The sequence below is a fragment of the Rickettsia sp. MEAM1 (Bemisia tabaci) genome (assembly GCF_002285905.1).
In the GTDB taxonomy this organism is placed as follows: Bacteria; Pseudomonadota; Alphaproteobacteria; order Rickettsiales; family Rickettsiaceae; genus Rickettsia.
Window position 1 is genome coordinate 760,683 of the sequence record NZ_CP016305.1, and the last position, 23,058, is coordinate 783,740.

Sequence of the window (23,058 nt, forward strand, 5' to 3'; positions counted from 1 at the left end):
CCACGGGATGACAAAGGAAAACTTATATACGCAAATAATACTTTTTCACAATAACGACTCTTGAGTCGCACAACAATATTTTTAGTAAGGAATAATCGAGAAATAAGGATGGTGACCCCTACGGGACTCGAACCCGTGTTCCCACCGTGAAAGGGTGGTGTCCTAACCGCTAGACGAAGGGGCCTTTAAGAAATATTATTATAATTTGTCATCCCCGCAAGGCGTTGCCTGAGTGGATCCATTTTTCCGTCATTGCGAGCGACTAAAAAGAGCGTGGCAATCTGAGGATGCTTGACAAGATTGCCACGTCGATACTTTGTATCTCCTCGCAATGACGACTCTATATCCACATCCACTTAAGCAAGCCTTACGGGGTAACAGATAATATAACAATGCACTTTAATTACAATAACTTCAAAGGTTTTATACAATATCTTTTTAAGTATTGCAAGCAAAATTATAGATTTACTTTAAGTTTAATACTACCTTGATGGCTATGATAACGTTTATTCAAATAATAGTTATAATCCAACGAAATAATCGTGTTCTTAACACTTCCTATAATTCCGCCACCTAAATTATAGGCTGTTTTTGCTTGTTTCGGTATTATATGATTTTGCGTAAATTTATTACCTTGTATTTGAATAGTTCTATTTACTCTCTGAGTTTTTTCATTGAAATTATGCTCTATGGAACTATGCAGCGTAAGCCCTAAATTATTATTTTTTAAAGGTATTTTTGTTTTAGCACCGATAATTCCTGATAATATATTATTTTCTTTCGTTGCAAGAGCTATTTCTTGAATACTAATACCTGTTTCATTATATACACCATCTCGTGATTTTCTGTATCTTAAACCGATATTTGGCGTAATGACTATATTATTTTTAGCCAGATAGTTATAATTAAGTAAAGCTTCTGCGTTATAGCTATGGTTACGATGTTTTACATTACTCTTAAATTTAGTATTATTAAATAAATAAGTAGTTTTATTTTTAATAAAGTTCTTAGAAGCAGCAACTAAACCTTGCAATACAAAATTTTTCGGTAATTCTTTTTGCACATAGATAGAAACTATATGACTTTTAATAATTTCTTTATCATTATTATTGTTATTTTTAAACTTAAATACTGAATGAACGTTACTATAAGCAATACCTATAATATTATTATCGATCTCAACGTCAAAACCAACAGTACCACCTTTATTAATACCTCTATAGCCATTAATATTATTAACTCTACCTTGGTTATTAACACCGTACATAGTATGCATCCATAGACCTCTTTTAACTGGTGACTCTTCATCACCAGCTGCTATAGCAGCGTTATTATCTTCATTAATTTTAACTACTGCAATAGAATCAAGTCTAGTAAAAATAGAATCTTTCGTCACTTTCTGAACAGTTTGAATTTGTTGATTAGTAGTAGGAGCAATTGCTGCAACACTCTTTTTTACTTCTTCTACTGCTTGCGGAAGAGGGATAGTTGTAATTGTATCAATCTTTTTAAGCGGTTTACTATATTCTAAATCTTCTTCTATACCTGAATCATAATCATCATCACTATCTATTAATTTTAAAAAGCTATCTTCATCCTTTTCGCCACTCTTTAACCTTAAGAAACTAAGTTTATCATCACCATCTTTTAATTTTAAAAAATCATTTTCACTTTCTCTACCATCGCTTAATGCTAAAAGACCATGCTCATCATCACTACCATCACTTACTCCTAACAATCTATGTTCACTCTTTCCACCATCACTTAATCCTGAGGAACTAGGTTTATCCTCTCTACCATTACTTATTCCCAAGGAGCTATGTTCATTAGTTGATAATAATAGTTGATCAGAAGCATCTTCAGTTTTTGTACCAATATTTGCGTTAGGTTGATCGTTTAAGCCTTTCGCTGCAGTTAGTGTTTCAAGTTCTGAATTTATATCTACCCTGTCAAACCCATCCATAATTTCTTTAAATTCTGTTTTAAATTTGGGGTCTATATTTTCTCTATCTGTCTTAGATTCATTGTTTAAGCTTTCAGCTTTAACTAATTTTTCAAATTCTACGCTTAAGTCTTCTTTACTACCGACTAGATGACTAATGCTATGAACTGAAGCATATTTTTTTAACGGTGTTGCACTATATCCTTGAGCCTTTATTTCTACCTCACTATCTGATGAATTACTAAAGCTAGGAGTTGAACCTAAATCCTCTATATCTTGTTGTAACTGTGATTCTTGTTTTGATAAATTTAGAGCTTCCTGGGCTAAATCCTGAAGTAATTGTGAATTTTCAGGGTCTAATCTTTTTCGGCGTAATTCATGATGTTGTGTTTCAACATTACTTTTTTTGGTGGATACTTTTTGAAGCTCTTCATCTAGCTCATCATATTTTCGTAATGAGGTAAATTTCTCTTCAAGTGCTAAATATTCTAAATTAGATGATGCTGGACTTTGTATACCATTACTTTTCTCTTCAAGTGCTAAATATTCTAAATTAGATGATGCTGGACTTTGTATACCATTACTTTTCTCTTCAAGTGCTAAATATTCTAAATTAGATGATGCTGGACTTTGTATACCATTACTTTTAGCACTATTAATTCTACGTAATGAGTACTCAATATTTTGATGTCCTAAAAGAGCTAAATTATTTTTTGGAACAATATGCGTATCTTCTTTATTAGCTACAATAAATCCTACATTCGTCTTTATCTTATCTTGGTATCCATTTATTCTGCTTTCAATTTGTGTTGCTTCAGCAAGTTTTTCCTTAAATTGCCTATTATAGCTTATTTCATTTTGTGGCTTGTTAACTAGCTTTAAGCTTAACTTATTCAATTCTTGAATTATATTGTCTAAGTTTTTATGCTCTTTTTTTATACTTGCTAAACTTGTATCAATTAATTTTTGCTGAGAAGAACTAGGTGTTTTTTGTAGGTTTTTTATTTGTTCTCCTACTTCCGTATATCTTTTAATCAATGATAACATACGTATGTTTTCCGCTTGAGTAAACGTAGGATGTTGTTTTGGCTGATCTTCTTTTTGAGGCTGCACATTTACAACTGGATCTGGAAATACTTCTATATGGTCCTGTACTGAGGGCGGGTTTGGTTTTAAATATCCTCCTGAATACTTGCTATTATCTACAATCCTTTGCACTCTAGGTATTACAGGAATGCTTACATTATTAGTGTTATTTTTATCTCGAGCAGGTGGTTGCGGTGGAAAAGTAATTTGTCCTATTTCAGTTTTTATTTCTCCAGAAATCCTTTCTACTTTCTCATAATATTTCTTTATATCACTATGATTTGGCTTTTCCTTAGCCAGTTCTCCTATTATTTTTAGTTTTAAGTCTTCTTGCTTTTCTTGTTTTTTTTCTATTTTTAATAATTTATTTTCTGCTACAGTTTTATCTTCGTACGATCCTATTCGTCCTATCCCTTCTCTTGTAGTCTCTAAAGATTCTGGTTTTTGATTTAATATTTTTTTTATTCTTTCTAATTGGTTTAAATTATCTTGAACCTGCGGTTCACTCTCTTGGTTATTTAATAATACTCTTTTCTTTTCTATCTCCGTTTCTAATGTATCCATTAGTAGACTTTTTTGTATCCATGCCTCTTCTATATTATTTTTTTTCTTTGCTGCTGCGTATGCTTCAGCTGCCTGTTTTTTTCGTACTTCTTGTGCTGTTTTTTGTGCTTCTTTATCAACTCTAATTTTTTCTATTCTTTCGTTCTCATCTTGCTCTATCTGTGCTTTATATTCTAAACTTTTTCTTTTTAATTTATCCGCAGTTGCTTTATTTTTATCAGCTACACCATGCTTAGCAGCCTTAGTTCTGTGTAATTGTTCTTGAGATTTTGTAAGCTTTGTTGGTTCTTCTGCTGATGTATCAGCATCTTGAAATAATTTTTTATCTTCACTAAAAACATGAGAAAATACTCCACGTTTTTTAGACGTGCTAGCCTGTGCAGGCTTAAAATCACTTTGTGAGTTTGGCTCTTGTTGTACAGTCGATGTATCAAAACCAGATGATATTATTTCTTTCTCTAATTTTAATTTATGAAATAACGTTTCTATATCTGAATACGCTTTTTCTACTTTTTTCTTAGACTTTTTTAATTCTTTAACAAGCTCTTTTATCTTATTTTCTTCTCTTGAACTGCTATCTGCTTTTTTTAGCTCTATTATTTGCTCTTCTATATTAGCTGCATTTAATATGGCTTTTTGTTTTTTGGATAAACTCCTTTTTGCTTGTTTTAATGACTTTTTATTATTTTCCTGTGACTGTTCAATAGCACTATCTATTTTGTCCATCTTCATTTGAACATCTTTCCTCAAAGCCATATACTTATACTCCATTTGATCAAACGAAGTACTTAGAGTTGAAGGAAGCGTGTTATTAGCTGTTACAAATGTTTTATCTCCTGAACTATTAAAGTTATCTAGTGATGTTTTTTTTCTTGGCGTTGGCGTATATCTTTCTTTTTCTAAATGTTGTACCGGTGAGCTATTTTTATACAAATCTTCTATATCTTGGCTTGAATCATTACTTTTAAGGCTTTCTCTTCCTTTTTTTGTTGAAGGTCTACATTTTCGAGCTCTATTTAATGCTTTCTTATACTCCATTATATCTTGGTAAGTATCTTTGCTACTTGCTACTCCTTCAAAAGGTATTGCAATTATTGCTGCTGCTGATATAGAAGCAAGTAAAGAATATTTTAAAAGTCTTAGTTTTTTTGTGGAATTATTTGTGGTTATTTTACTCATATTTTGAATACCTAAAATTTAGTTATGCTTACCAAAGTTGCATATAATAGTAATGTAGTTAATAAAAATCAATAATATAGTTTAATTTATTTTAATAATTTGATCTTGCTATTGAAAAAGGATCGCTGGGCGGGTATAATGTGTTTTTAACTTATAATTGAAAATACTAGATTATTTAAAAGCAATTTTTGAAGCCGAATATAACCATCTTAATTTATGGTATTTCATTAGTTTCATCGGCACCGTCAAGTTAAGTAAATTAGTATCACAAAGTACTATATTTTTAGATTTCAGACAGCAAGAAGTCTTTGAGTAGCTTCATCCCAAATGGATTTAGCGGACGCAAATGCAATTCTTTGCTCAGATGCTGTTTTAGTATATCTTCCAACATTTACAGCAAATATATTTCTGACTTTTCCCATCAGTGATAATGTACATTGTGCTGAATTAGGATGCTTAAATTTAATCAGTATCTTCTCTTTTCTCCTAGTTGGCTGATGGGCATTCTCAATCCGATTATTTAGTCTTTTATCGGTACGATGCTTAGTCCTAGGACACATATACCTAACTGGTTTAATGTAGCTTTTTAGCTTATCAGTCACAATAACCCTTGGACATGGATAATTACCCAATAATCTTGATAAAAAGCGAATAGCTGATTTCTTGTTACGACGCTTCTGCAGTAATACTTCTAATTCATGTCCCTCAGAGTCAACAGCTCTCCATAATATGAATACTTCACCTTTGATCTTGATATTCATCTCATCCAAATGCCATTTATCAGTTGGCTTTCGCTCTCTCTTACTAATAACATCTTGAAAATAAACTACAAACTTATAACACCAAAACCTTACAGTCTCATGACTTAATATAATACCTCGATAAGCCATCTGCTCTTGAACATCTCGGTAACTATTATTAAAGCGATGATATAACCATACTGTATGGCTAATAATGCTTGCTGGAAAACGATGTCTATTCGGGGCTTGAGTAATATGCATAGCGGTAAAATCTAGGATAAATTGTTACGGCTATTCTATAAATCATTCCCTGTAATTGCTCAATACTTAATTTATACCTCCCTTAACTTGACGGTGCCTATTAATAGAGCAAGATAGATGAGGTAAAAGCTAGACAGAATAGAATTGATTTTAAGCAAAAACTCATTGAGAGAAAGTGGAAAATAGAAGGTTTATTTGGTGAAGCTAAAGAGAATCATGGTTTACGAAGAACACAATTCAGAGGCGTACAAAAAACACAGATTCAAATATTCATGATTGCGATAGTACAAAATTTTAAACGGATACTTAAAATTATTTTTTTGTTTTTTGATCTATTGCTATTAAAAATAGAAAATATCACAATATGTGTAGCCTGATTGACTTTTTTAACATCCCGTATTAACTTCTACATCGTGGCAAGAAGCCACGGGTAAGTAAAACTAAGAGAGATGAAAATATGTATGAAAATTATCCAAGCGATTCTAATAATGATGAAGAGGCATATGCAGGAATATACTTTAATAGAGGATTAAGGTTAGCGGCATTAGGTAGACATGAAGAGGCATTGGAACTTTATGACCAAGCCATACAAATCAATCCTCATTATGCAGGAACATACAATAATAAAGGATTCAGTTTAGCGGCATTAGGTAGACATGAAGAGGCATTGGAACTTTATGACCAAGCCATACAAATCAATCCTCATTATGCAGGAACATACAATAATAAAGGAGCAAGTTTAGCGTCATTAGGTAGACATGAAGAGGCATTTGTATTTTATAACCAAGCCATACAAATCGATCCTAATTATGTAGAAGCATACAATAATAAAGGAGCAAGTTTAGCGTCATTAGGTAGACATGAAGAGGCATTTGTATTTTATAACCAAGCCATACAAATCGATCCTCATTATGCAGGAACATACAATAATAAAGGATTCAGTTTAGCGGCATTAGGTAGACATGAAGAGGCATTGGAACTTTATGACCAAGCCATACAAATCAATCCTCATTATGCAGGAACATACAATAATAAAGGATTAAGTTTAGCGAAATTAGGTAGACATGAAGAGGCATTGGAACTTTATAACCAAGCTATACAAGTCAATCCTCATTATGCAGGAACATACAATAATAAAGGATTCAGTTTAGCGGCATTAGGTAGACATGAAGAGGCATTGGAACTTTATGACCAAGCCATACAAATCAATCCTCATTATGCAGGAACATACAATAATAAAGGAGCAAGTTTAGCGTCATTAGGTAGACATGAAGAGGCATTGGAACTTTATAACCAAGCCATACAAATCGATCCTAATTATGTAGAAGCATACAATAATAAAGGAGCAAGTTTAGCGTCATTAGGTAGACATGAAGAGGCATTTGTATTTTATAACCAAGCCATACAAATCGATCCTCATTATGCAGGAACATACAATAATAAAGGATTCAGTTTAGCGGCATTAGGTATATATGAAGAGGCATTGAAATTTTATGACCAAGCCATACAACTGAATCCTCAGTATCCAGTAACATACAATAATAAAGGATTCAGTTTAGCGGCATTAGGTAGACATGAAGAGGCATTGGAACTTTATAACCAAGCCATACAAATCGATCCTAATTATGTAGGAGCATACAATAATAAAGGAGCAAGTTTAGCGGCATTAGGTAGACATGCAGAATCAGAGGAATGTTATATACAATTCATGCGGCATAATAGTTCGCATAATATAGATCATGATATGCATAATACAGAACATAGCATAGATTGTATTGGTGAAAACGGCACCGTCAGGTTAATTGAGCTATAAATTAAGTATTGAGCAATTACAGGGAATGATTTATAGAATAGCAGTAATAATTTATCCGAGGGTGTCAGGAAGTTTGTGTAAGTTGTAAAAATAGTTAAGAATAAAAATAACATAAACAACTTACATGGAGCTAATATGAAGAACAATAACAAAGTATCAAATCCAGCTATAGAAAAATTAGTATCAGAAATACTATCACAAAGTGATCCATCTGAAATATTTGGTAAAGAAGGGATATTTCAGGGAATTAAAAAGCAGATAGTAAATAAGATTTTAGAGAAAGAAATGGAATCTCATATAGGTTATGAGAAACATTCTAAAAATGAGAAATACTCAGATAACAGACGTAATGGTAATTATGAAAAGACTCTAATAGATCCAGAAGGTCGTAAATTGACAGTAGAAGTGCCAAGGGATCGGGATGGAGAATTTGAACCTCAACTAATTCCAAAAGGAGTGCGTAAATTTGAAGGATTTGATGATAAAGTAATATCCTTATATGCTCGGGGAATGACCATTAGGGAAATACAAGGGCACTTAGAAGAACTATATGCCACCAAGGTATCATCTGAGTTAATATCAAAGGTAACTGATGGTATTTTAGAGGAAGTAACTGCTTGGCAGAATAGAGCACTTGATAATGTATATCCTATAATGTACTTAGATTGTATTCATGTTAAGGCAAGAGATAATCATGTAATAATAAATAAAGCGGTTTATCTAGCTATTGGAGTGAATATGGAGGGCAAGAAAGAGCTATTAGGAATTTGGATAGGCAAGAATGAAGGGTGTAAATTTTGGATGCAGGTAGTAACAGAACTGAAGAATCGAGGAGTTGCACAAATATATGTTGCATGTGTTGATGGTCTTAAGGGTTTTCCAGAGGCGATAAATAGCATTTTTCCAAAGACGATAGTGCAGTTGTGTATTGTTCATATGGTAAGAAATTCTGTAAAATACGTATCATACAAAGATCTAAAAGCGGTAACAGCTGATTTAAAAGCAGTTTATTATGCAATAAATGAAGCAGAGGGATTAAGAGAATTACAAAACTTTGCCAAAAAATGGGATGAAAAATATCCAGTTATTTTTGACATATGGCAACGAAATTGGTCTGGCATAGCTCCATTTTTTAGCTTTCCGGAAGACATTAGGAAGGCGATTTACACTACTAATGCTATTGAATCCACTAACCGTCAAATTCGTAAAATTATTAAAAATAAAGGAGTATTTCCAGATGACAAATCGATTCAGAAAATAATCTTTTTGGCGTTGACAAATGCCTCTAAAAAATGGACAATGCCTATTAAGAATTGGGCGATGGCTTTAAATCAATTTGCTATACTTTGTGATACTAATTTACAAAATTGGGCAAATGGAGAAATCGTACTTACACAAAAAATCTGACAGACCCATTTATCCTAGATTTTACCGCTATGCATATTACTCAAGCCCCGAATAGACATCGTTTTCCAGCAAGCATTATTAGCCATACAGTATGGTTATATCATCGCTTTAATAATAGTTACCGAGATGTTCAAGAGCAGATGGCTTATCGAGGTATTATATTAAGTCATGAGACTGTAAGGTTTTGGTGTTATAAGTTTGTAGTTTATTTTCAAGATGTTATTAGTAAGAGAGAGCGAAAGCCAACTGATAAATGGCATTTGGATGAGATGAATATCAAGATCAAAGGTGAAGTATTCATATTATGGAGAGCTGTTGACTCTGAGGGACATGAATTAGAAGTATTACTGCAGAAGCGTCGTAACAAGAAATCAGCTATTCGCTTTTTATCAAGATTATTGGGTAATTATCCATGTCCAAGGGTTATTGTGACTGATAAGCTAAAAAGCTACATTAAACCAGTTAGGTATATGTGTCCTAGGACTAAGCATCGTACCGATAAAAGACTAAATAATCGGATTGAGAATGCCCATCAGCCAACTAGGATAAAAGAGAAGATACTGATTAAATTTAAGCATCCTAATTCAGCACAATGTACATTATCACTGATGGGAAAAGTCAGAAATATATTTGCTGTAAATGTTGGAAGATATACTAAAACAGCATCTGAGCAAAGAATTGCATTTGCGTCCGCTAAATCCATTTGGGATGAAGCTACTCAAAGACTTCTTGCTGTCTGAAATGGGTCGGGTCTGTCAGATTTTTTGTGTAAGTACGATTTCTCCATTTGCCCAATTTTGTAAATTAGTATCACAAAGTATAGCAAATTGATTTAAAGCCATCGCCCAATTCTTAATAGGCATTGTCCATTTTTTAGAGGCATTTGTCAACGCCAAAAAGATTATTTTCTGAATCGATTTGTCATCTGGAAATACTCCTTTATTTTTAATAATTTTACGAATTTGACGGTTAGTGGATTCAATAGCATTAGTAGTGTAAATCGCCTTCCTAATGTCTTCCGGAAAGCTAAAAAATGGAGCTATGCCAGACCAATTTCGTTGCCATATGTCAAAAATAACTGGATATTTTTCATCCCATTTTTTGGCAAAGTTTTATAATTCTCTTAATCCCTCTGCTTCATTTATTGCAGAATAAACTGCTTTTAAATCAGCTGTTACCGCTTTTAGATCTTTGTATGATACGTATTTTACAGAATTTCTTACCATATGAACAATACACAACTGCACTATCGTCTTTGGAAAAATGCTATTTATCGCCTCTGGAAAACCCTTAAGACCATCAACACATGCAACATATATTTGTGCAACTCCTCGATTCTTCAGTTCTGTTACTACCTGCATCCAAAATTTACACCCTTCATTCTTGCCTATCCAAATTCCTAATAGCTCTTTCTTGCCCTCCATATTCACTCCAATAGCTAGATAAACCGCTTTATTTATTATTACATGATTATCTCTTGCCTTAACATGAATACAATCTAAGTACATTATAGGATATACATTATCAAGTGCTCTATTCTGCCAAGCAGTTACTTCCTCTAAAATACCATCAGTTACCTTTGATATTAACTCAGATGATACCTTGGTGGCATATAGTTCTTCTAAGTGCCCTTGTATTTCCCTAATGGTCATTCCCCGAGCATATAAGGATATTACTTTATCATCAAATCCTTCAAATTTACGCACTCCTTTTGGAATTAGTTGAGGTTCAAATTCTCCATCCCGATCCCTTGGCACTTCTACTGTCAATTTACGACCTTCTGGATCTATTAGAGTCTTTTCATAATTACCATTACGTCTGTTATCTGAGTATTTCTCATTTTTAGAATGTTTCTCATAACCTATATGAGATTCCATTTCTTTCTCTAAAATCTTATTTACTATCTGCTTTTTAATTCCCTGAAATATCCCTTCTTTACCAAATATTTCAGATGGATCACTTTGTGATAGTATTTCTGATACTAATTTTTCTATAGCTGGATTTGATACTTTGTTATTGTTCTTCATATTAGCTCCATGTAAGTTGTTTATGTTATTTTTATTCTTAACTATTTTTACAACTTACACAAACTTCCTGACACCCTCGCATCTGAGCAAAGAATTGCATTTGCGTCCGCTAAATCCATTTGGGATGAAGCTACTCAAAGACTTCTTGCTGTCTGAAATCTAAAAATATAGTACTTTGTGATACTAATTTACTTAACTTGACGGTGCCATTTTATTTTACCTTTATTTGTATTTATGAATTCTGGAGTTCTTCTAAAAGATTTCTCTTTTGGAAGTGTTTGCTCTAGTTTAACTTTTGGAGTAATATTAGGTTTATTTATAGGTAAACAACTTGGAATTATGCTATTTTCCTATCCATGCGTAAAGTTTAATTTTTGTAGCCTACCAAGTAATACTTCATGGTTAAAATTTTATTCTATAGCAATTCTTGGAGGAATCGGTTTTACTTTAAGCCTATTTATAGGCGGTATTACGTTTGAAAGCGGTTGCCCTTCAAACTCTATGAGAGTAGCGGTAATTATTGGCTCACTACTTTCTGCGTTGTTCGGTATATTAGTAATGAGATATTGTACAAAAAGTAAATAATATAATGCTTTTTCCTATATTTTAAATTGACAAGTTTTTATTTGCTTCATAAAATCTAGATTCAATTTGATAAAGGTAAAATATGCGTTCAATAATTCTAACTTCTATATTAGTCTCTGTAGCTTTCTTAACTAGTGCTTGTAACACAATGCAGGGAGCAGGGCAGGATATGCAAGCTGCGGGTAAAAAACTTGAACAATCAGCAGAAAACAACAAACCTAAAAAAAGTTGTAGCTGTAGTTAATAAATCGTTACTAAATAGGTCGTTACGTTTAACATAACGACCGTTTATTTCCTATTAATTTTACTTAAAGAATCTATAGTCATTTAGGTATTCTTCAAATTTTTAGAAGTTTTTTATACATTGGATAAATATATATAGCAAATATATTATTACCGGCTACATTAACTGAAGAAGTAACACAGTCAATTACTATATAAATACTTGTAATTAAACTACACATTTCAGAAGTAAATCCTAAAGTTTTTTCTAATACCGGTAACATAACTAATATTGTTCCACCAGGTACTCCAGCACCTGAAAATTTTGTTAAAGTAAAATATATTGCAAATATTAAAAACTGCTGATTTGAAATAGGAATATCATAAAAATTCATAATAATATAGCAATAATCGGTATACAAATTGTATCGCCCAACATATGTATATTCATGATGGTAGGACATATAAAATTTGCATAGTTTTTATCACCGACATTCTTATTAACTGCGGTTAAATTAAATGGTAAGGCAGATGCACTTGACATAGTAGAAAAAGCTGCAACCATAGGCGAAACAAGGCTTTTAACAATTTCTATTACTTTTTTTAAATTGAATTGTGACACTAACAAAACATGGAACACTAAGTAAGTAATTACGAAGCATATCATTTTAATCATTACTTCTAAATTTTGTTCTAAAAGAGTATTAAAAAGCTTCTCATCCACAAGTTTTACTACATAACCAAATATAAATAATGGAATCAAAGGTACAAAGAATTTATTCAAAAACATCATACAAAATTTGTTAACATTATTTACTGTAAATTTAATAATAGGAAAACCAAAAATATTTAAGATAAAGCCTATAATAAATCCACTAATAAGTGCAAAATCATTAGAGATTATTGGCTGTAAATTTAATGTCCAAAACGGTGTAAGATTATCTAATACTTGATTCACCTGATAAGTTGTTTGGGCTGGAATAATTATAGTACCAATAACACAACCTAATATGAAGTTTAGGAAATTTGACAAACAAATACAACTAAATAATATTATTACAAATAACTTTGCTCCTTTAGGAATATTACCAAGTGGAGAAGCTATTGAGCTAGCAAAATACTAATACTAACAAAGTTCTTAAGAAAATACTAACAGTAAGAAAAAGTTGTTTGGTTTGATAATTAAAATATGGGGTAAGGAATATAGCGATGGTAATAGCAAAAAAAATTTGAAAAATAGTATTTCCAAAAATTTGAGTCAATCATAATTTTTGTGTAAATTGTTAAAAATCATTTTAAAATAATTAATATTTAAGAAAGCAAAACTCTTTTTAGTTGATTATCTTGTATCATTGTATAAATATTTTTTAATATTGTCAACTCTTCAAAAAATTAAATTTTATTTACAAAGCCCAACGTAGTAGCGTGTGTGTTTGCGTGTTACACTGCTTTCAGCTTTTCTATTTCTTCTGTTGAAAGCTTAGTATAGTTTAACTATTCTTTCTATAGGTTTAGTATCTCTTAGCATTTCTTTTGCCATTTCAATTTTTTCTTCAGCTCTGCCTCTTTCTTCCTTTCTTTCCTCGGCTCTTTTAACGGCACTAGCTTCAATTCTAAGCAAATTCAAGCGATTTTCATATTCTTCTCTTTCTTCATCACTTTTATTACTTCAAGCACATTTAATGCTTTTCTTAGCTCTTTATTATTTAATTCTTTCAGAAGTTTATCTTTATTTAACAAGTTTTTTGGATTATATGGATTAAGGAGCGTTACTTCTTTTACTTGATCTTTTTCACTGACTATAGAATTAATAAGCGATATCAATAAATCCTTATTCTCTTCCACTCCGAAGATCTTTTTAAACGCTAAATCTACTTTCGGATTAACCTTTATACATATCTTTTTTGTTGTTTAATTATACCATATTTTAAGGTAAATGTTCTACCGTAAATTTATATTAGCTCTTTTGCTTATTTACCAATCTATATATTTCTTTTTTGCTATATGTATTTTTAAATTTTTCATAAGCAAGGTCAGTAGTAGTTTTAGCACTCAAATTTTTACTCAAACATGATTTTATAAATTCTGTTAAATTGAGCTCCAGCTTTTCTTCTTGTTCTTGTAAAACCCCCGAAATTAATAATACTATCTCGCCTTTTAGAGTATTATTTTGATAAAATGCTATTACTTCATCGATGCTTGCAGTTTTTGTTTCTTGATAAAGCTTAGTAACCTCACGTGCTACACATATTTCACGATTTCCGAGTATTTCCTTAGCTATTAATAAAGTGTTTATTAAGCGGGGTGCTGTCTCAAAAAAAATTAGCGTAGCACGGATATTTGCAAACTCAGTAAAAAGTTTTTTCTTACTTTCTATAGTTTTAGGTAAGAATCCGCAAAATAGAAAGCGATCAGTAGGTAAGGCAGATAATGTTAATGCTGTGATTGGTGAAGAGACACCAGGCACTACATCTATGTGGAAATTTAGCAATCTTAAATCTCGTACTAATTTATATCCAGGGTCAGAAATTAAAGGAGTGCCGGCATCAGAAATTAAACTTAATATCTTATTTGCTTTTATTAGATTTATAATATTTTCTCTGTCTTTCTCGTCACTATGATCATTATAAACTTGTAATTTAGTACGAATGTCATGTTTTGCTAGCAATTTTTGTGATATTCTAGTATCCTCGCATAAGATAATATCCGAGTTTTTTAGGGTTGATATAGCACGAAGTGTGATATCGTCAAAATTGCCAATCGGTGTCGAAACAATATATAATCCCGCTTTTAAAAACATAATTTTTAAATCTTGTAGTAATATTATGGCTAGTATAACACGAAACTTTGCAAAAATCATTTTAATGTTTTTTTGTTCCTTATATCTATCATCCTGTCAAACTTCCAAAGAAGAAACTATTGTACCTGTAAAAAAAGCACAAAAAGAAATTGAGGTTGCAATTTTAATGCCTAACCAAGGTCCTGATGGTATTGTTGGTAAGCAATATAAAGATTTGATTAAAATGGGTCTTAATGATGGAGTAAAATCTTATATCCATGTTACATCATATGATGGTTCAGATGAGAAAAATGTATTAGCTGCTATGGATAAAATAGTAGCACGTAAAACTAAAATTATTCTAGGTCCTTTATATTCTAACTTTACTTCTTTAATAGCCGAAAAAGCCAAAGCCAATAATATTGTTATAATAACTATGTCAAATAACCCTGCTCTTGCAGATGATAAATTATTCGTATTTGGTCATGCACCTTTAAAGCAGCTAATCCGGATCGTTAATTATTATGGAAGTAGTCATAAGGATTTTATGGCATTACTGCCTACAGGCAAACACTCTCAAACTGTTAGTCAAGTTATGCAAAATATTTTGATTCAGAAAAATGCCACCTTAGCACTTACTGAATTTTATGAAGATAGTCCTGAATCTATTGCAAAGGCTGTAAAAAATGTTTCGGATAATACTGATATTATAAATGAACGCAGCGATACAACAAAGCCTATTATTTATATATCGGATGATCCAAAAAATTTAAGCCTACTTGCTGGTAGTATTAATAAATATAATTTAGATAAAAAAGCTATATTAATTGGTGATAACCGCATTGATGTAGATTATCCAGAAAATATTGATATTAGCTTTACTGGCTCGCTAAATACCCTTAACAGTAATGTTTCTGAGCGAGCAAAAGCTCTCGGAATCAATCATATGGGTTTTATGCATCTACTTTCCTATGATTTAGGACGTATGACTGCCAGCTTCATAGGAAATGAATTCGATTTAAGTAGATTTTTAAATAGAATAAATAGTAGACAAAATTATATAGGTCTATCTGGTAATATCCATTTTATCGATTCAATAGCCCAAAGACAATATGATATTATTAGAAAAGAAAATGGTACTTACACTACTGTTTCTGGAAGTTAAATAGATAATCCATTTGTTGAATTGATCTTTTCTCTGTCATTGCGAGTGAATGAAATGAGCATGGCAATCTCAGGAATTTTATACTACCTCATGAAATTGGCTTCTGTCATTCCGTGGCTTGACCACGGGATCCAGAAAAAAGCGAGAGTAATCGAGCTTTTAATTTGAGGAATTTAATATGTCTTTCCTATTGACTGGATCTAGTTAGCAAACCACGGGATGACAACCTACCCACCAATCTTTACCATACAAATTCTTTCGGTGATTTCTTTTAATTTTTCTATTCGCTCTATTAGATAAAGTAGCTGTTCTTTCGTGATCTTATAATTTTTATCATATCGTGCTTTAACATATGCTTCTTTTAGTAGCGTAAAACATTCTTTCTGCTCTGGAGTTGCTATAGGAAAAACTTGTAATAATTCGCTGTTATAATTTTCTGCCATACTACTTAGTTTTTCTAAATCATGTAATTTTGGCTTATAATTAGAAAAAACTAATAAAATAGTACTATAGAAACTTTCGGTAGCTTGATGAAGCAAAAAAGCACTGATATTAAAAATTTCTTCTTCCAAAGCATTTTTAGAAGTTTTTAAAAAATATTTACCACTCTTAAACCACTCTTCAAAATAATCTTGAGCAATTTCTTTCATCTCGCTCCAAGGTAAATCTTTAGCCTCGCTTAAAATATACTATCCACTGTCGTATAAAAGTATCCCTTCTTTTTTAAGATCTGTATAGAAATAACGTCCTTTTTCTAATTGTCTATTTATCTCTTCTATTGATTCTAAAATTATTGATATACGTGAATCATACGGAATAATTTGATCTTTTATTACACCTTTTCTTTTTAATCTTGTATATATTCTATCTTTTAGGTTTAAAGTAGCATGACCTTTATACTTACCTTTCTTTAAGATAATCAAAATATCTGTATCGCTATGATAGCCATTAGGTAGATCACGCACCCAGTCACCTCTAGCAAATGAGCCATACAAGATAATCATAGCAATTTTATCTTGTGCTAGTTCTACAATTTGTTGCACTATAAAATTTAGCCTGCCCCTAATATGTAAAGAGCGTTCAGGTAATTCGGTTTTCATTTAATATTTATATTTTAAATTTCTACATACCGATTAATTGTTGTACAATAGTGATTTGTGCTAACCTCTGATGTATAATCCTTGTTATACTTATTGCTCTACAATGTTCTACTAATGCATAACTCTTAACCTCTAAATTGTCACGTATGTCTAATTCAAAATGAAGGTTACTAAATTTTGGATACGACTGACTGCTAAGAGGACAAATAAACACTATAGGAGGAATCGAATCTAATATTATTTGTGAATTTAATACTATAACAGGACGTATCTTCCCAACTTCATTTATTTTAGCAGGATCAAGTCGTGCTAAATAAACGCCTCCGCGTGTTAATACTTCTTTTTGACCCACCATTTTTCATCTTCTTCCGGTAATTCAGAGTTTAAGCCATTCATTATTTCTTCCGCTTCTTCTAAATATTGAGGGGATTTTTTCATTGCATTAAAACTCTTTATAATACCTTCCTGCTCAAATTTAGATTGAAGATTATCAAGTTCATGTATAATTGCTTGACGGATAAAAGCTGTTCTAGATAGCCCTAGTTTTTTAGCAACTTCATTACTTGCTTTAGCTATATAATCAGGTATAGTAATAGATAAATTTGTCATATCAAATTCTATATTTAATGTCCCCCTTCGGGGATCAAAAATCCCTCGCCTTTAGGCGAAGGGAAGATATAATGAAATTGCTTTAGCAATGAATTTATATCAAGAAATATGAGAAGTTATAGAAAGAATAGTCATAGTCAGTATGATTTAAAAGTGCATCTTATATGGATACCAAAATATAGGAAGAGAATATTGATAGGCAAAGTATCGGAAAGGACTAGAGATTTACTGAGGCAGATTTGTATGGAACATGAAGTACATATAATTTCAGGGAAAATATCATGTGATCACGTACATATGTTTATCTCATATAAGCCGCAAATATCTCTTAGCAAGTTAGTACAGTATTTAAAAGGCATTAGCTCAAGAATTTTATTGCAAGAATTTACTCATTTACGAAAACAATTTTGGGGCAATCATTTGTGGGCTAGGGGCTATATGGCAGTCAGTTCAGGTAATATAACTGATGAAATGATACAGCACTATATTGATGAACAGGAAGGTGAACCTGTGAATGATGATCGATTTCTAATCGATTCCACTTTATAACCCCTCAGCTTATAGCTGAGGGTTGTTTAGTTGCAACATCTAATCTTTTTTAGTGCTATCATCCTCTTTCATGCCGTCTTTGAAAGCTTTTAAACCTTTGGCAAGGTCGGACATAACTTGTGGTAATTTACCAGCACCAAATAATACAAAAATAATTAATAGAACTATTAATAAATGGCTGAAGCTCATTCCCATAGTATTTCTTGCTATATAAGTTAAAATTTTATTATATTATATATTATAAATCTAATCCAGAGCAAAAATGTTTACCAAAAAACAATTCTCAGAATTCTTTGTTACTTTCTTTTATATCGGAAAAATAAAATATTGCCCAGGTACTTTCGGCTCTCTTGCTGCTTTTCCTTTATGTTACGCTATAATGTATTTTGTTGTTGATAATAAAATAATTATTCCTTTTGCAAATCTTACGCTTAATGAAGCTCAGCTTGTCAGTATAGTCATTATAGCGTCTGCTATATGTCTATTACTTCTAATACTCGGTACATATTTTACTAAAATATACTTAAACTATACGGATTCCAAAGACCCAAAAGAGGTAGTAATCGACGAAGTAGTAGGGCAGTTACTAACTGTTATTTTAGTATTTTTCTCAGCAATTTTTGCTAATGAATCAAATTTAGTAAAGCACTTTAGTACTTTAAAAGTTAGTATAATATTACTTTTTATATTACCTTTTTGTTTGTTTCGTCTTTTTGATATATTAAAGCCTTGGCCTATTAATTGGCTTGATAAAAATATTAAAGGTAGCCTTGGGGTTATGGTTGATGATCTAGCTGCTGCAATCTTCGCCGCAGTAACCCAATATGCGATTGTATTTGTGTTAATTGATAAAACCTATTGAAGCTTTATGTTAAGTATGTTATAATTAATTTATGATTAATTAAGGAGTAAATCATGTATTATTATCAAAATTTAAAAATATTTCGATTATGTAATTTAACAAACAAGTTTAAACAATGTCTATCTCACCAATTATCCAGCTTATAAAAATTCCATCACTCACGTTTAGTCGTGTTGCGGCTAATTTAATATCTTTCACTACCCCATTCTCATATTACTACACTAAAGTTTCTTATTATCGATATTAATATCGAATTCTAAATTATTACCAATTAACTAAATTCTCTTTTAAGTACTAAAAAACGTCATTGCGAGGAGCGTAGCGACGAAGCAATCTCAGGATGCTTAATGAGGTTGCCACGCTCACTTCATTCGCTCGCAATGACGTTTTAATACTTACAAAAGAGAATAAATTAAATCAAACAATATTATTCTTACGAGGAAACTATGTCATCTTTATTAGACCACCCAATGGTGTGTTCTGAGCAATGGGAAAAATTTACTGAAACAGATCATGAAATTTGGAAAACATTATTTAACAGACATACCGAATTATTAAAAAACAGAGCTACAAACGAAATAGTAGAAGGAATAGAAAAATTAAAAATTTGTAACGATCGAATTCCTAAATTTTCGGAGCTTAATAGAATATTAATGGAAGAAACCAATTTTTCTATAATACCGGTAAGAGGTTTTATACCTGAAGATTTATTTTTTAAATTTCTAGCAGAGCGTAAATTTCCGTCTACCTGTTTTATTCGTCAGCCTCATCAGCTTGATTATTTGGAAGAACCCGATATATTTCATGACGTTTTCGGTCATGCGCCGTTACTTGTAAATCCCGTATTTGCTGACTTTATGCAGCAATTTGGGCTAAAAGGCTTAGAAGCCATTGAAGCGGGTATGCTTAAATTTGCTTCGGCTCTATACTGGTTTACAGTTGAATTTGGACTCATCAAGTCAAATGATGATTTGCGAATATACGGAGCTGGTATTATTTCCTCTAAAGGTGAATCTATTTACTCTTTAGAATCAGAAATTCCTATGCGTTTGGAGTTTGATTTAAATAAAGTGATAAAAACAGAGTATGAAACAGATTCTTTCCAGAAAACATATTTTGTAATTAAAAGTTTTCAACAGCTATTTGATATGCTAAATAATCTAGACTGGAAAAAGATAAAACAATAATAATTAAAAAATAGGTTTATTATGACAATAACATGTTCACTAAGTCATAAAAAATGTATTCCATGCGAGGGAGGTGTTCCACCGCTTGAGAAAAAAGAAATCGATAAATTACTATCTGAATTACAAAATGGATGGATAGTAAATGAGTCAGGACATCTATACAAAAAGTATAAATTTCCTAATTTTATGCAACCTATAGAATTTGCTAATAAAATAGCTGAAATTGCCGAGCAGGAAGTACATCACCCAGATTTGACTATATCTTGGGGAGCTTGCATAGTAGAAATATGGACTCATAAAATTGATGGTCTTACTGAGAGCGATTTTATACTAGCTGCAAAGATAGATGGTATACTCGTTTAATTTGAAAAATTGGCAGCGTTGTCTTTTACTGATAATCCTCACGTATTAAGTATACGCTGCGGTTATCAGTTTCAAGACGCCTTGCTCTTTCCCAAATTAAACTTCGTCTACCTGCTTCCGTCTCTGTTGTCACGTGGTTTGTTCACGGGATATAATAAAACAGTAAAAAATACTGATGATCTCTTTCAAATTATCATTGACTAATTGCCAATATAATAATATGATACGACAAATATTTATAAATTTTTAAAGAGATATTTTTCATGTTCGCAGTTATAAAAGCAGGTGGAAAACAATATAAAGTAGATCAAAATAGCGTTATTAAAGTCGAAAAAATTGAAGGTGAGCTTGGCTCTAAAATTCAGCTTAATCAGGTTTTAATGATGGGTGAATATTCAAAGCCTTCTTTTATCGGTACTCCATTAGTAAAAGGAGCTGTTGTTACAGCTGAAATTACTAACCAGCTTAGAGATAATAAAATTATAGTTTTTAAGAAAAAACGTAGAAAAAATTATCGTCGTAAAGCTGGTCATCGTCAAGAATTGACAGAGCTGAAAATATTAGATATTACAAAACAATAATAGACTTTTTGTAAAAGTTAATAATAAAGGAATCATAAGATGGCAACCAAAAAAGCTGGTGGTAGTTCTAGGAACGGAAGAGATTCAGCTGGTCGAAGACTTGGCGTTAAAAAAGCTGATGGACAATATGTAATACCTGGCAATATTATAGTTAGACAACGTGGTACAAAAATCCATCCTGGAGTAAATGTTGGGATTGGTAAGGATCATACTATTTTTGCTTTAACATCAGGAAGAGTAGAGTTTTTAACTAAGCGTGATCATAAAATAGTAAACGTTACAGAAATCGCTAGTGCATAATTAAGTATTTATGGTGTAATCGTCATTGCGAGCGAATGAAATGAGCGTGGCAATCCAGAAAAAATAATAAAAAATGCTATAAATTAGCATTTTTTAGCTGGATTGCTTTGTCAATTACTCCGTAATTTCCTCGCAATGACGCAAAAACTGATCCATGCAACAACGCTGGCTTGCTAAGTTAGATCCAGTATAAAGTGAGAGAAATCAAGCTTTTATTAGTATGTTTATTATTTTTCTGAATCCCATGGACAAGCCACGGTATGACAGAATTAAGACTATATAACATAATATTTCCTAGGCTTCTATAATTTATGGCCTTAATAATTCAAAAATTCGGTGGCACTTCCGTTGCAACTATTGACAGAATAAAAAAAATCATCCCTACTATAAAAGCTGAAATAGCTAAAAATAATCAAGTAATTATAGCAGTTTCTGCTATGGCAGGGGTCACTAATCAACTTGTTACATTATGTAATGAAGTATCAAGTCTTAATAAATCATCTCAACTTGCAGAATATGATGTAGCACTTTCTAGCGGTGAGATAGTTACGGCTTCATTGCTTGCACTTGCTCTTCAAGAAGAAAATATAAATGCCAGATCATTTTTGGCGTGGCAATTACCAATTTTGACTGATGATAATCACAGTAAAGCTTTAGTAGAATCAGTTGATACAAACTTATTGAACGAATGTTTACAACAAAATATTATTCCTATAATTGCTGGTTTTCAAGGAATCAATAAACATAATAGATTAGCTACATTAGGTAGAGGCGGCTCTGATACTACCGCTGCTTTAATTGCTGCCGCTATGAAAGCAGATAGGTGCGATATTTATACGGATGTAGAGGGTGTATTTGCTGCTGATCCAAGAATTATTCCAAAAGCAAAAAAGATAGACGAGATAGACTTTTCAGAAATGTTAGAGTTAGCATTAAGTGGAGCAAAAGTATTACATCCAAGGGCAGCAGAAATAGTAATGCGATATCAAATAGATATGCGTATTCTTTCAACTTTTGCACCTGAAGCAGGTTGCACGTTAATCACTTCAAAAGATAAAATTATGGAAAAAAGAATAATTAGCGGCATTACTTCTAATAAAAATTTATTATATCTAACTATAGAAAGCTGTTCGTTAAACTTTATTCAAGTTGCGAGTGTTATTGCACAAAATAATAATCATATTGAGTTGATACAAGAAATAGAGCATAACAAAAGATATAGTTTTATTACTAATTTAACAGATAAAAATAGTTTACATATACTACTTACTAATTTGAAAAATAATAATCAAATAAGTAATTTTACCTTTGATACTGAAATTGCTACAGTTTCAATTATTGGTCATGGGATTAAAAATGATTTGAAATTGCTTGAAGTGATATTATCAAAATTAGCAAAAGATAATATCAATGTTCAAATGGTACAAATATCGGAAATTAAGATTATTCTATTAATAAATGATAAACAACTAGAGAAAACAGTTCTCGATTTATATGATCTTCTTAAAATATCTGAAACAGAACACTGTTAACACTTAAATACATGTATCTTGGATTAACGCTTATTTAACTTTCCAAATTTTGAAGTATTTTCGGTATAATTAATTAAAATATCTTAAAACTTATTACTTATATCGTGAAATATCTTCTATTTGTCATTTATTAGTTATATATTAATGTCCCCCTTCGGGGATCAAAAATCCCTCGCCTTTAGGCGAAGGGAAGATATAATGAAAT

21 protein-coding genes, 1 tRNA gene and 4 pseudogenes are annotated in these 23,058 nt (G+C 31.6%); 14 read left to right on the forward strand and 12 right to left on the reverse strand.

Annotation, left to right across the window (positions count from 1 at the left end; all coding sequences use genetic code 11):
- Positions 1-109: 109 nt before the first annotated feature.
- The 3 genes from BA173_RS04045 to BA173_RS04055 form a co-directional block, all read right to left on the reverse strand.
- Positions 110-184, reverse strand: a tRNA-Glu gene (locus BA173_RS04045).
- Between the two features lie 273 nt (positions 185-457).
- Positions 458-4,771: an autotransporter outer membrane beta-barrel domain-containing protein gene (locus tag BA173_RS04050; RefSeq protein WP_095568296.1), complete on the reverse strand. Its 4,314-nt coding sequence runs from the start codon at positions 4,769-4,771 to the stop codon at positions 458-460.
- 290 nt (positions 4,772-5,061) lie between these two features.
- Positions 5,062-5,772, reverse strand: coding sequence for an IS6 family transposase (locus BA173_RS04055; protein WP_095568243.1), 711 nt, complete (start codon positions 5,770-5,772; stop codon positions 5,062-5,064).
- 113 nt (positions 5,773-5,885) lie between these two features.
- On the opposite strand from BA173_RS04055, the gene BA173_RS08995 reads away from it, so the two are divergent.
- From BA173_RS08995 to BA173_RS04075, 4 genes are all read left to right on the forward strand, one after another.
- The gene (locus BA173_RS08995; RefSeq protein ID WP_095568297.1) at positions 5,886-6,149 is read left to right on the forward strand and encodes a transposase; all 264 of its coding nucleotides are present in this window, start codon (positions 5,886-5,888) and stop codon (positions 6,147-6,149) included.
- 80 nt (positions 6,150-6,229) lie between these two features.
- The gene (locus tag BA173_RS04065) at positions 6,230-7,585 is read left to right on the forward strand and encodes a tetratricopeptide repeat protein (protein WP_095568298.1); all 1,356 of its coding nucleotides are present in this window, start codon (positions 6,230-6,232) and stop codon (positions 7,583-7,585) included.
- A 135-nt stretch (positions 7,586-7,720) separates the two neighbouring features.
- Entirely contained in the window at positions 7,721-8,992 is a 1,272-nt protein-coding gene (locus BA173_RS04070; RefSeq protein WP_157738079.1) for an IS256 family transposase, read from the forward strand.
- Between the two features lie 29 nt (positions 8,993-9,021).
- On the forward strand, positions 9,022-9,732 hold the full coding sequence (locus BA173_RS04075; RefSeq protein ID WP_095568299.1) for an IS6 family transposase: 711 nt from the start codon (positions 9,022-9,024) through the stop codon (positions 9,730-9,732).
- Positions 9,733-9,747: 15 nt separating this feature from the next.
- On the opposite strand, the pseudogene BA173_RS04080 reads toward BA173_RS04075, so the two are convergent.
- A pseudogene (locus BA173_RS04080) lies at positions 9,748-11,019 on the reverse strand (IS256 family transposase).
- Between the two features lie 207 nt (positions 11,020-11,226).
- On the opposite strand from BA173_RS04080, the pseudogene BA173_RS04085 reads away from it, so the two are divergent.
- Positions 11,227-11,604: pseudogene (locus tag BA173_RS04085) on the forward strand (Na+/H+ antiporter NhaA); the annotation flags it as partial.
- A gap of 82 nt (positions 11,605-11,686) precedes the next feature.
- Positions 11,687-11,848 carry an entericidin A/B family lipoprotein gene (locus BA173_RS04090; protein ID WP_011478066.1) on the forward strand — a complete coding sequence of 54 codons (162 nt, stop codon included), beginning with the start codon at positions 11,687-11,689 and terminating at the stop codon, positions 11,846-11,848.
- Positions 11,849-11,942: 94 nt separating this feature from the next.
- Here the strand turns inward: BA173_RS04090 and BA173_RS09000 are convergent.
- The 4 genes and pseudogenes from BA173_RS09000 to rsmI all read right to left on the reverse strand — a co-directional run bounded on the left by BA173_RS09000 (position 11,943) and on the right by rsmI (position 14,626).
- Positions 11,943-12,859: pseudogene (locus tag BA173_RS09000) on the reverse strand (cation:dicarboxylate symporter family transporter).
- 447 nt (positions 12,860-13,306) lie between these two features.
- Positions 13,307-13,453, reverse strand: a complete 147-nt coding sequence (locus BA173_RS08485) for a hypothetical protein (RefSeq protein WP_016948588.1) — start codon at positions 13,451-13,453, stop codon at positions 13,307-13,309.
- The gene (locus BA173_RS08490; RefSeq protein WP_306452521.1) at positions 13,450-13,725 is read right to left on the reverse strand and encodes a PD-(D/E)XK nuclease family transposase; all 276 of its coding nucleotides are present in this window, start codon (positions 13,723-13,725) and stop codon (positions 13,450-13,452) included. The genes BA173_RS08485 and BA173_RS08490 overlap by 4 nt, the downstream gene beginning before the upstream one ends.
- A gap of 58 nt (positions 13,726-13,783) precedes the next feature.
- Complete coding sequence (gene rsmI, locus BA173_RS04110) at positions 13,784-14,626, reverse strand: 16S rRNA (cytidine(1402)-2'-O)-methyltransferase (protein ID WP_068041850.1); 843 nt, start codon at positions 14,624-14,626, stop codon at positions 13,784-13,786.
- Between the two features lie 25 nt (positions 14,627-14,651).
- Here rsmI and BA173_RS04115 point away from each other — a divergent pair, with 25 nt between their 5' ends.
- Positions 14,652-15,770 (forward strand): penicillin-binding protein activator, encoded by a 1,119-nt coding sequence (locus BA173_RS04115; protein WP_068041840.1) that lies wholly within the window; start codon positions 14,652-14,654, stop codon positions 15,768-15,770.
- A gap of 227 nt (positions 15,771-15,997) precedes the next feature.
- Here BA173_RS04115 and BA173_RS09005 read toward each other — a convergent pair.
- From BA173_RS09005 to BA173_RS04135, 3 genes and pseudogenes are all read right to left on the reverse strand, one after another.
- Positions 15,998-16,870: pseudogene (locus tag BA173_RS09005) on the reverse strand (HEPN domain-containing protein).
- 22 nt (positions 16,871-16,892) lie between these two features.
- Positions 16,893-17,225, reverse strand: coding sequence for a type II toxin-antitoxin system PemK/MazF family toxin (locus BA173_RS04130; protein WP_016948582.1), 333 nt, complete (start codon positions 17,223-17,225; stop codon positions 16,893-16,895).
- Complete coding sequence (locus BA173_RS04135; protein WP_016948581.1) at positions 17,201-17,479, reverse strand: ribbon-helix-helix domain-containing protein; 279 nt, start codon at positions 17,477-17,479, stop codon at positions 17,201-17,203. Before BA173_RS04135 ends, BA173_RS04130 begins: the two co-directional genes overlap by 25 nt.
- A 108-nt stretch (positions 17,480-17,587) precedes the next feature.
- Between BA173_RS04135 and tnpA the strand changes: the two genes are divergently transcribed.
- Complete coding sequence (gene tnpA / locus BA173_RS04140; protein WP_095568239.1) at positions 17,588-18,028, forward strand: IS200/IS605 family transposase; 441 nt, start codon at positions 17,588-17,590, stop codon at positions 18,026-18,028.
- 39 nt (positions 18,029-18,067) lie between these two features.
- Here the strand turns inward: tnpA and BA173_RS04145 are convergent, their stop codons facing one another.
- Complete coding sequence (locus BA173_RS04145) at positions 18,068-18,223, reverse strand: Sec-independent protein translocase subunit TatA (protein WP_016947907.1); 156 nt, start codon at positions 18,221-18,223, stop codon at positions 18,068-18,070.
- A gap of 67 nt (positions 18,224-18,290) precedes the next feature.
- Here BA173_RS04145 and BA173_RS04150 point away from each other — a divergent pair, with 67 nt between their 5' ends.
- From BA173_RS04150 to BA173_RS04180, 6 genes are all read left to right on the forward strand, one after another.
- The gene (locus BA173_RS04150; protein WP_068041951.1) at positions 18,291-18,890 is read left to right on the forward strand and encodes a phosphatidylglycerophosphatase A; all 600 of its coding nucleotides are present in this window, start codon (positions 18,291-18,293) and stop codon (positions 18,888-18,890) included.
- Positions 18,891-19,336: 446 nt separating this feature from the next.
- Entirely contained in the window at positions 19,337-20,077 is a 741-nt protein-coding gene (locus tag BA173_RS04155) for a phenylalanine 4-monooxygenase (protein ID WP_068041948.1), read from the forward strand.
- Between the two features lie 21 nt (positions 20,078-20,098).
- Positions 20,099-20,440 (forward strand): 4a-hydroxytetrahydrobiopterin dehydratase, encoded by a 342-nt coding sequence (locus BA173_RS04160; protein ID WP_016947690.1) that lies wholly within the window; start codon positions 20,099-20,101, stop codon positions 20,438-20,440.
- A 263-nt stretch (positions 20,441-20,703) separates the two neighbouring features.
- Positions 20,704-21,021 carry a 50S ribosomal protein L21 gene (gene rplU / locus BA173_RS04170; protein ID WP_011478056.1) on the forward strand — a complete coding sequence of 106 codons (318 nt, stop codon included), beginning with the start codon at positions 20,704-20,706 and terminating at the stop codon, positions 21,019-21,021.
- A 39-nt stretch (positions 21,022-21,060) separates the two neighbouring features.
- Positions 21,061-21,321, forward strand: coding sequence for a 50S ribosomal protein L27 (gene rpmA, locus BA173_RS04175; protein ID WP_011478055.1), 261 nt, complete (start codon positions 21,061-21,063; stop codon positions 21,319-21,321).
- Between the two features lie 311 nt (positions 21,322-21,632).
- Positions 21,633-22,853, forward strand: coding sequence for an aspartate kinase (locus BA173_RS04180; protein WP_016947691.1), 1,221 nt, complete (start codon positions 21,633-21,635; stop codon positions 22,851-22,853).
- Positions 22,854-23,058 lie beyond the last annotated feature (205 nt).

What these genes read in the sequence shown, in the direction of transcription:
- BA173_RS04050 (WP_095568296.1), bottom strand. Translation starts at nt 4,771, where the DNA reads ATGAGTAAAATAACCACAAATAATTCCACAAAAAAACTAAGACTTTTA.
- BA173_RS04055 (WP_095568243.1), bottom strand. Translation starts at nt 5,772, where the DNA reads ATGCATATTACTCAAGCCCCGAATAGACATCGTTTTCCAGCAAGCATT.
- BA173_RS04065 (WP_095568298.1), top strand. Translation starts at nt 6,230, where the DNA reads ATGTATGAAAATTATCCAAGCGATTCTAATAATGATGAAGAGGCATAT.
- BA173_RS04070 (WP_157738079.1), top strand. Translation starts at nt 7,721, where the DNA reads ATGAAGAACAATAACAAAGTATCAAATCCAGCTATAGAAAAATTAGTA.
- BA173_RS04075 (WP_095568299.1), top strand. Translation starts at nt 9,022, where the DNA reads ATGCATATTACTCAAGCCCCGAATAGACATCGTTTTCCAGCAAGCATT.
- BA173_RS04090 (WP_011478066.1), top strand. Translation starts at nt 11,687, where the DNA reads ATGCGTTCAATAATTCTAACTTCTATATTAGTCTCTGTAGCTTTCTTA.
- rsmI (WP_068041850.1), bottom strand. Translation starts at nt 14,626, where the DNA reads ATGTTTTTAAAAGCGGGATTATATATTGTTTCGACACCGATTGGCAAT.
- BA173_RS04115 (WP_068041840.1), top strand. Translation starts at nt 14,652, where the DNA reads ATGGCTAGTATAACACGAAACTTTGCAAAAATCATTTTAATGTTTTTT.
- BA173_RS04130 (WP_016948582.1), bottom strand. Translation starts at nt 17,225, where the DNA reads ATGGTGGGTCAAAAAGAAGTATTAACACGCGGAGGCGTTTATTTAGCA.
- BA173_RS04135 (WP_016948581.1), bottom strand. Translation starts at nt 17,479, where the DNA reads ATGACAAATTTATCTATTACTATACCTGATTATATAGCTAAAGCAAGT.
- tnpA (WP_095568239.1), top strand. Translation starts at nt 17,588, where the DNA reads ATGAGAAGTTATAGAAAGAATAGTCATAGTCAGTATGATTTAAAAGTG.
- BA173_RS04145 (WP_016947907.1), bottom strand. Translation starts at nt 18,223, where the DNA reads ATGGGAATGAGCTTCAGCCATTTATTAATAGTTCTATTAATTATTTTT.
- BA173_RS04150 (WP_068041951.1), top strand. Translation starts at nt 18,291, where the DNA reads ATGTTTACCAAAAAACAATTCTCAGAATTCTTTGTTACTTTCTTTTAT.
- BA173_RS04155 (WP_068041948.1), top strand. Translation starts at nt 19,337, where the DNA reads ATGTCATCTTTATTAGACCACCCAATGGTGTGTTCTGAGCAATGGGAA.
- BA173_RS04160 (WP_016947690.1), top strand. Translation starts at nt 20,099, where the DNA reads ATGACAATAACATGTTCACTAAGTCATAAAAAATGTATTCCATGCGAG.
- rplU (WP_011478056.1), top strand. Translation starts at nt 20,704, where the DNA reads ATGTTCGCAGTTATAAAAGCAGGTGGAAAACAATATAAAGTAGATCAA.
- rpmA (WP_011478055.1), top strand. Translation starts at nt 21,061, where the DNA reads ATGGCAACCAAAAAAGCTGGTGGTAGTTCTAGGAACGGAAGAGATTCA.
- BA173_RS04180 (WP_016947691.1), top strand. Translation starts at nt 21,633, where the DNA reads ATGGCCTTAATAATTCAAAAATTCGGTGGCACTTCCGTTGCAACTATT.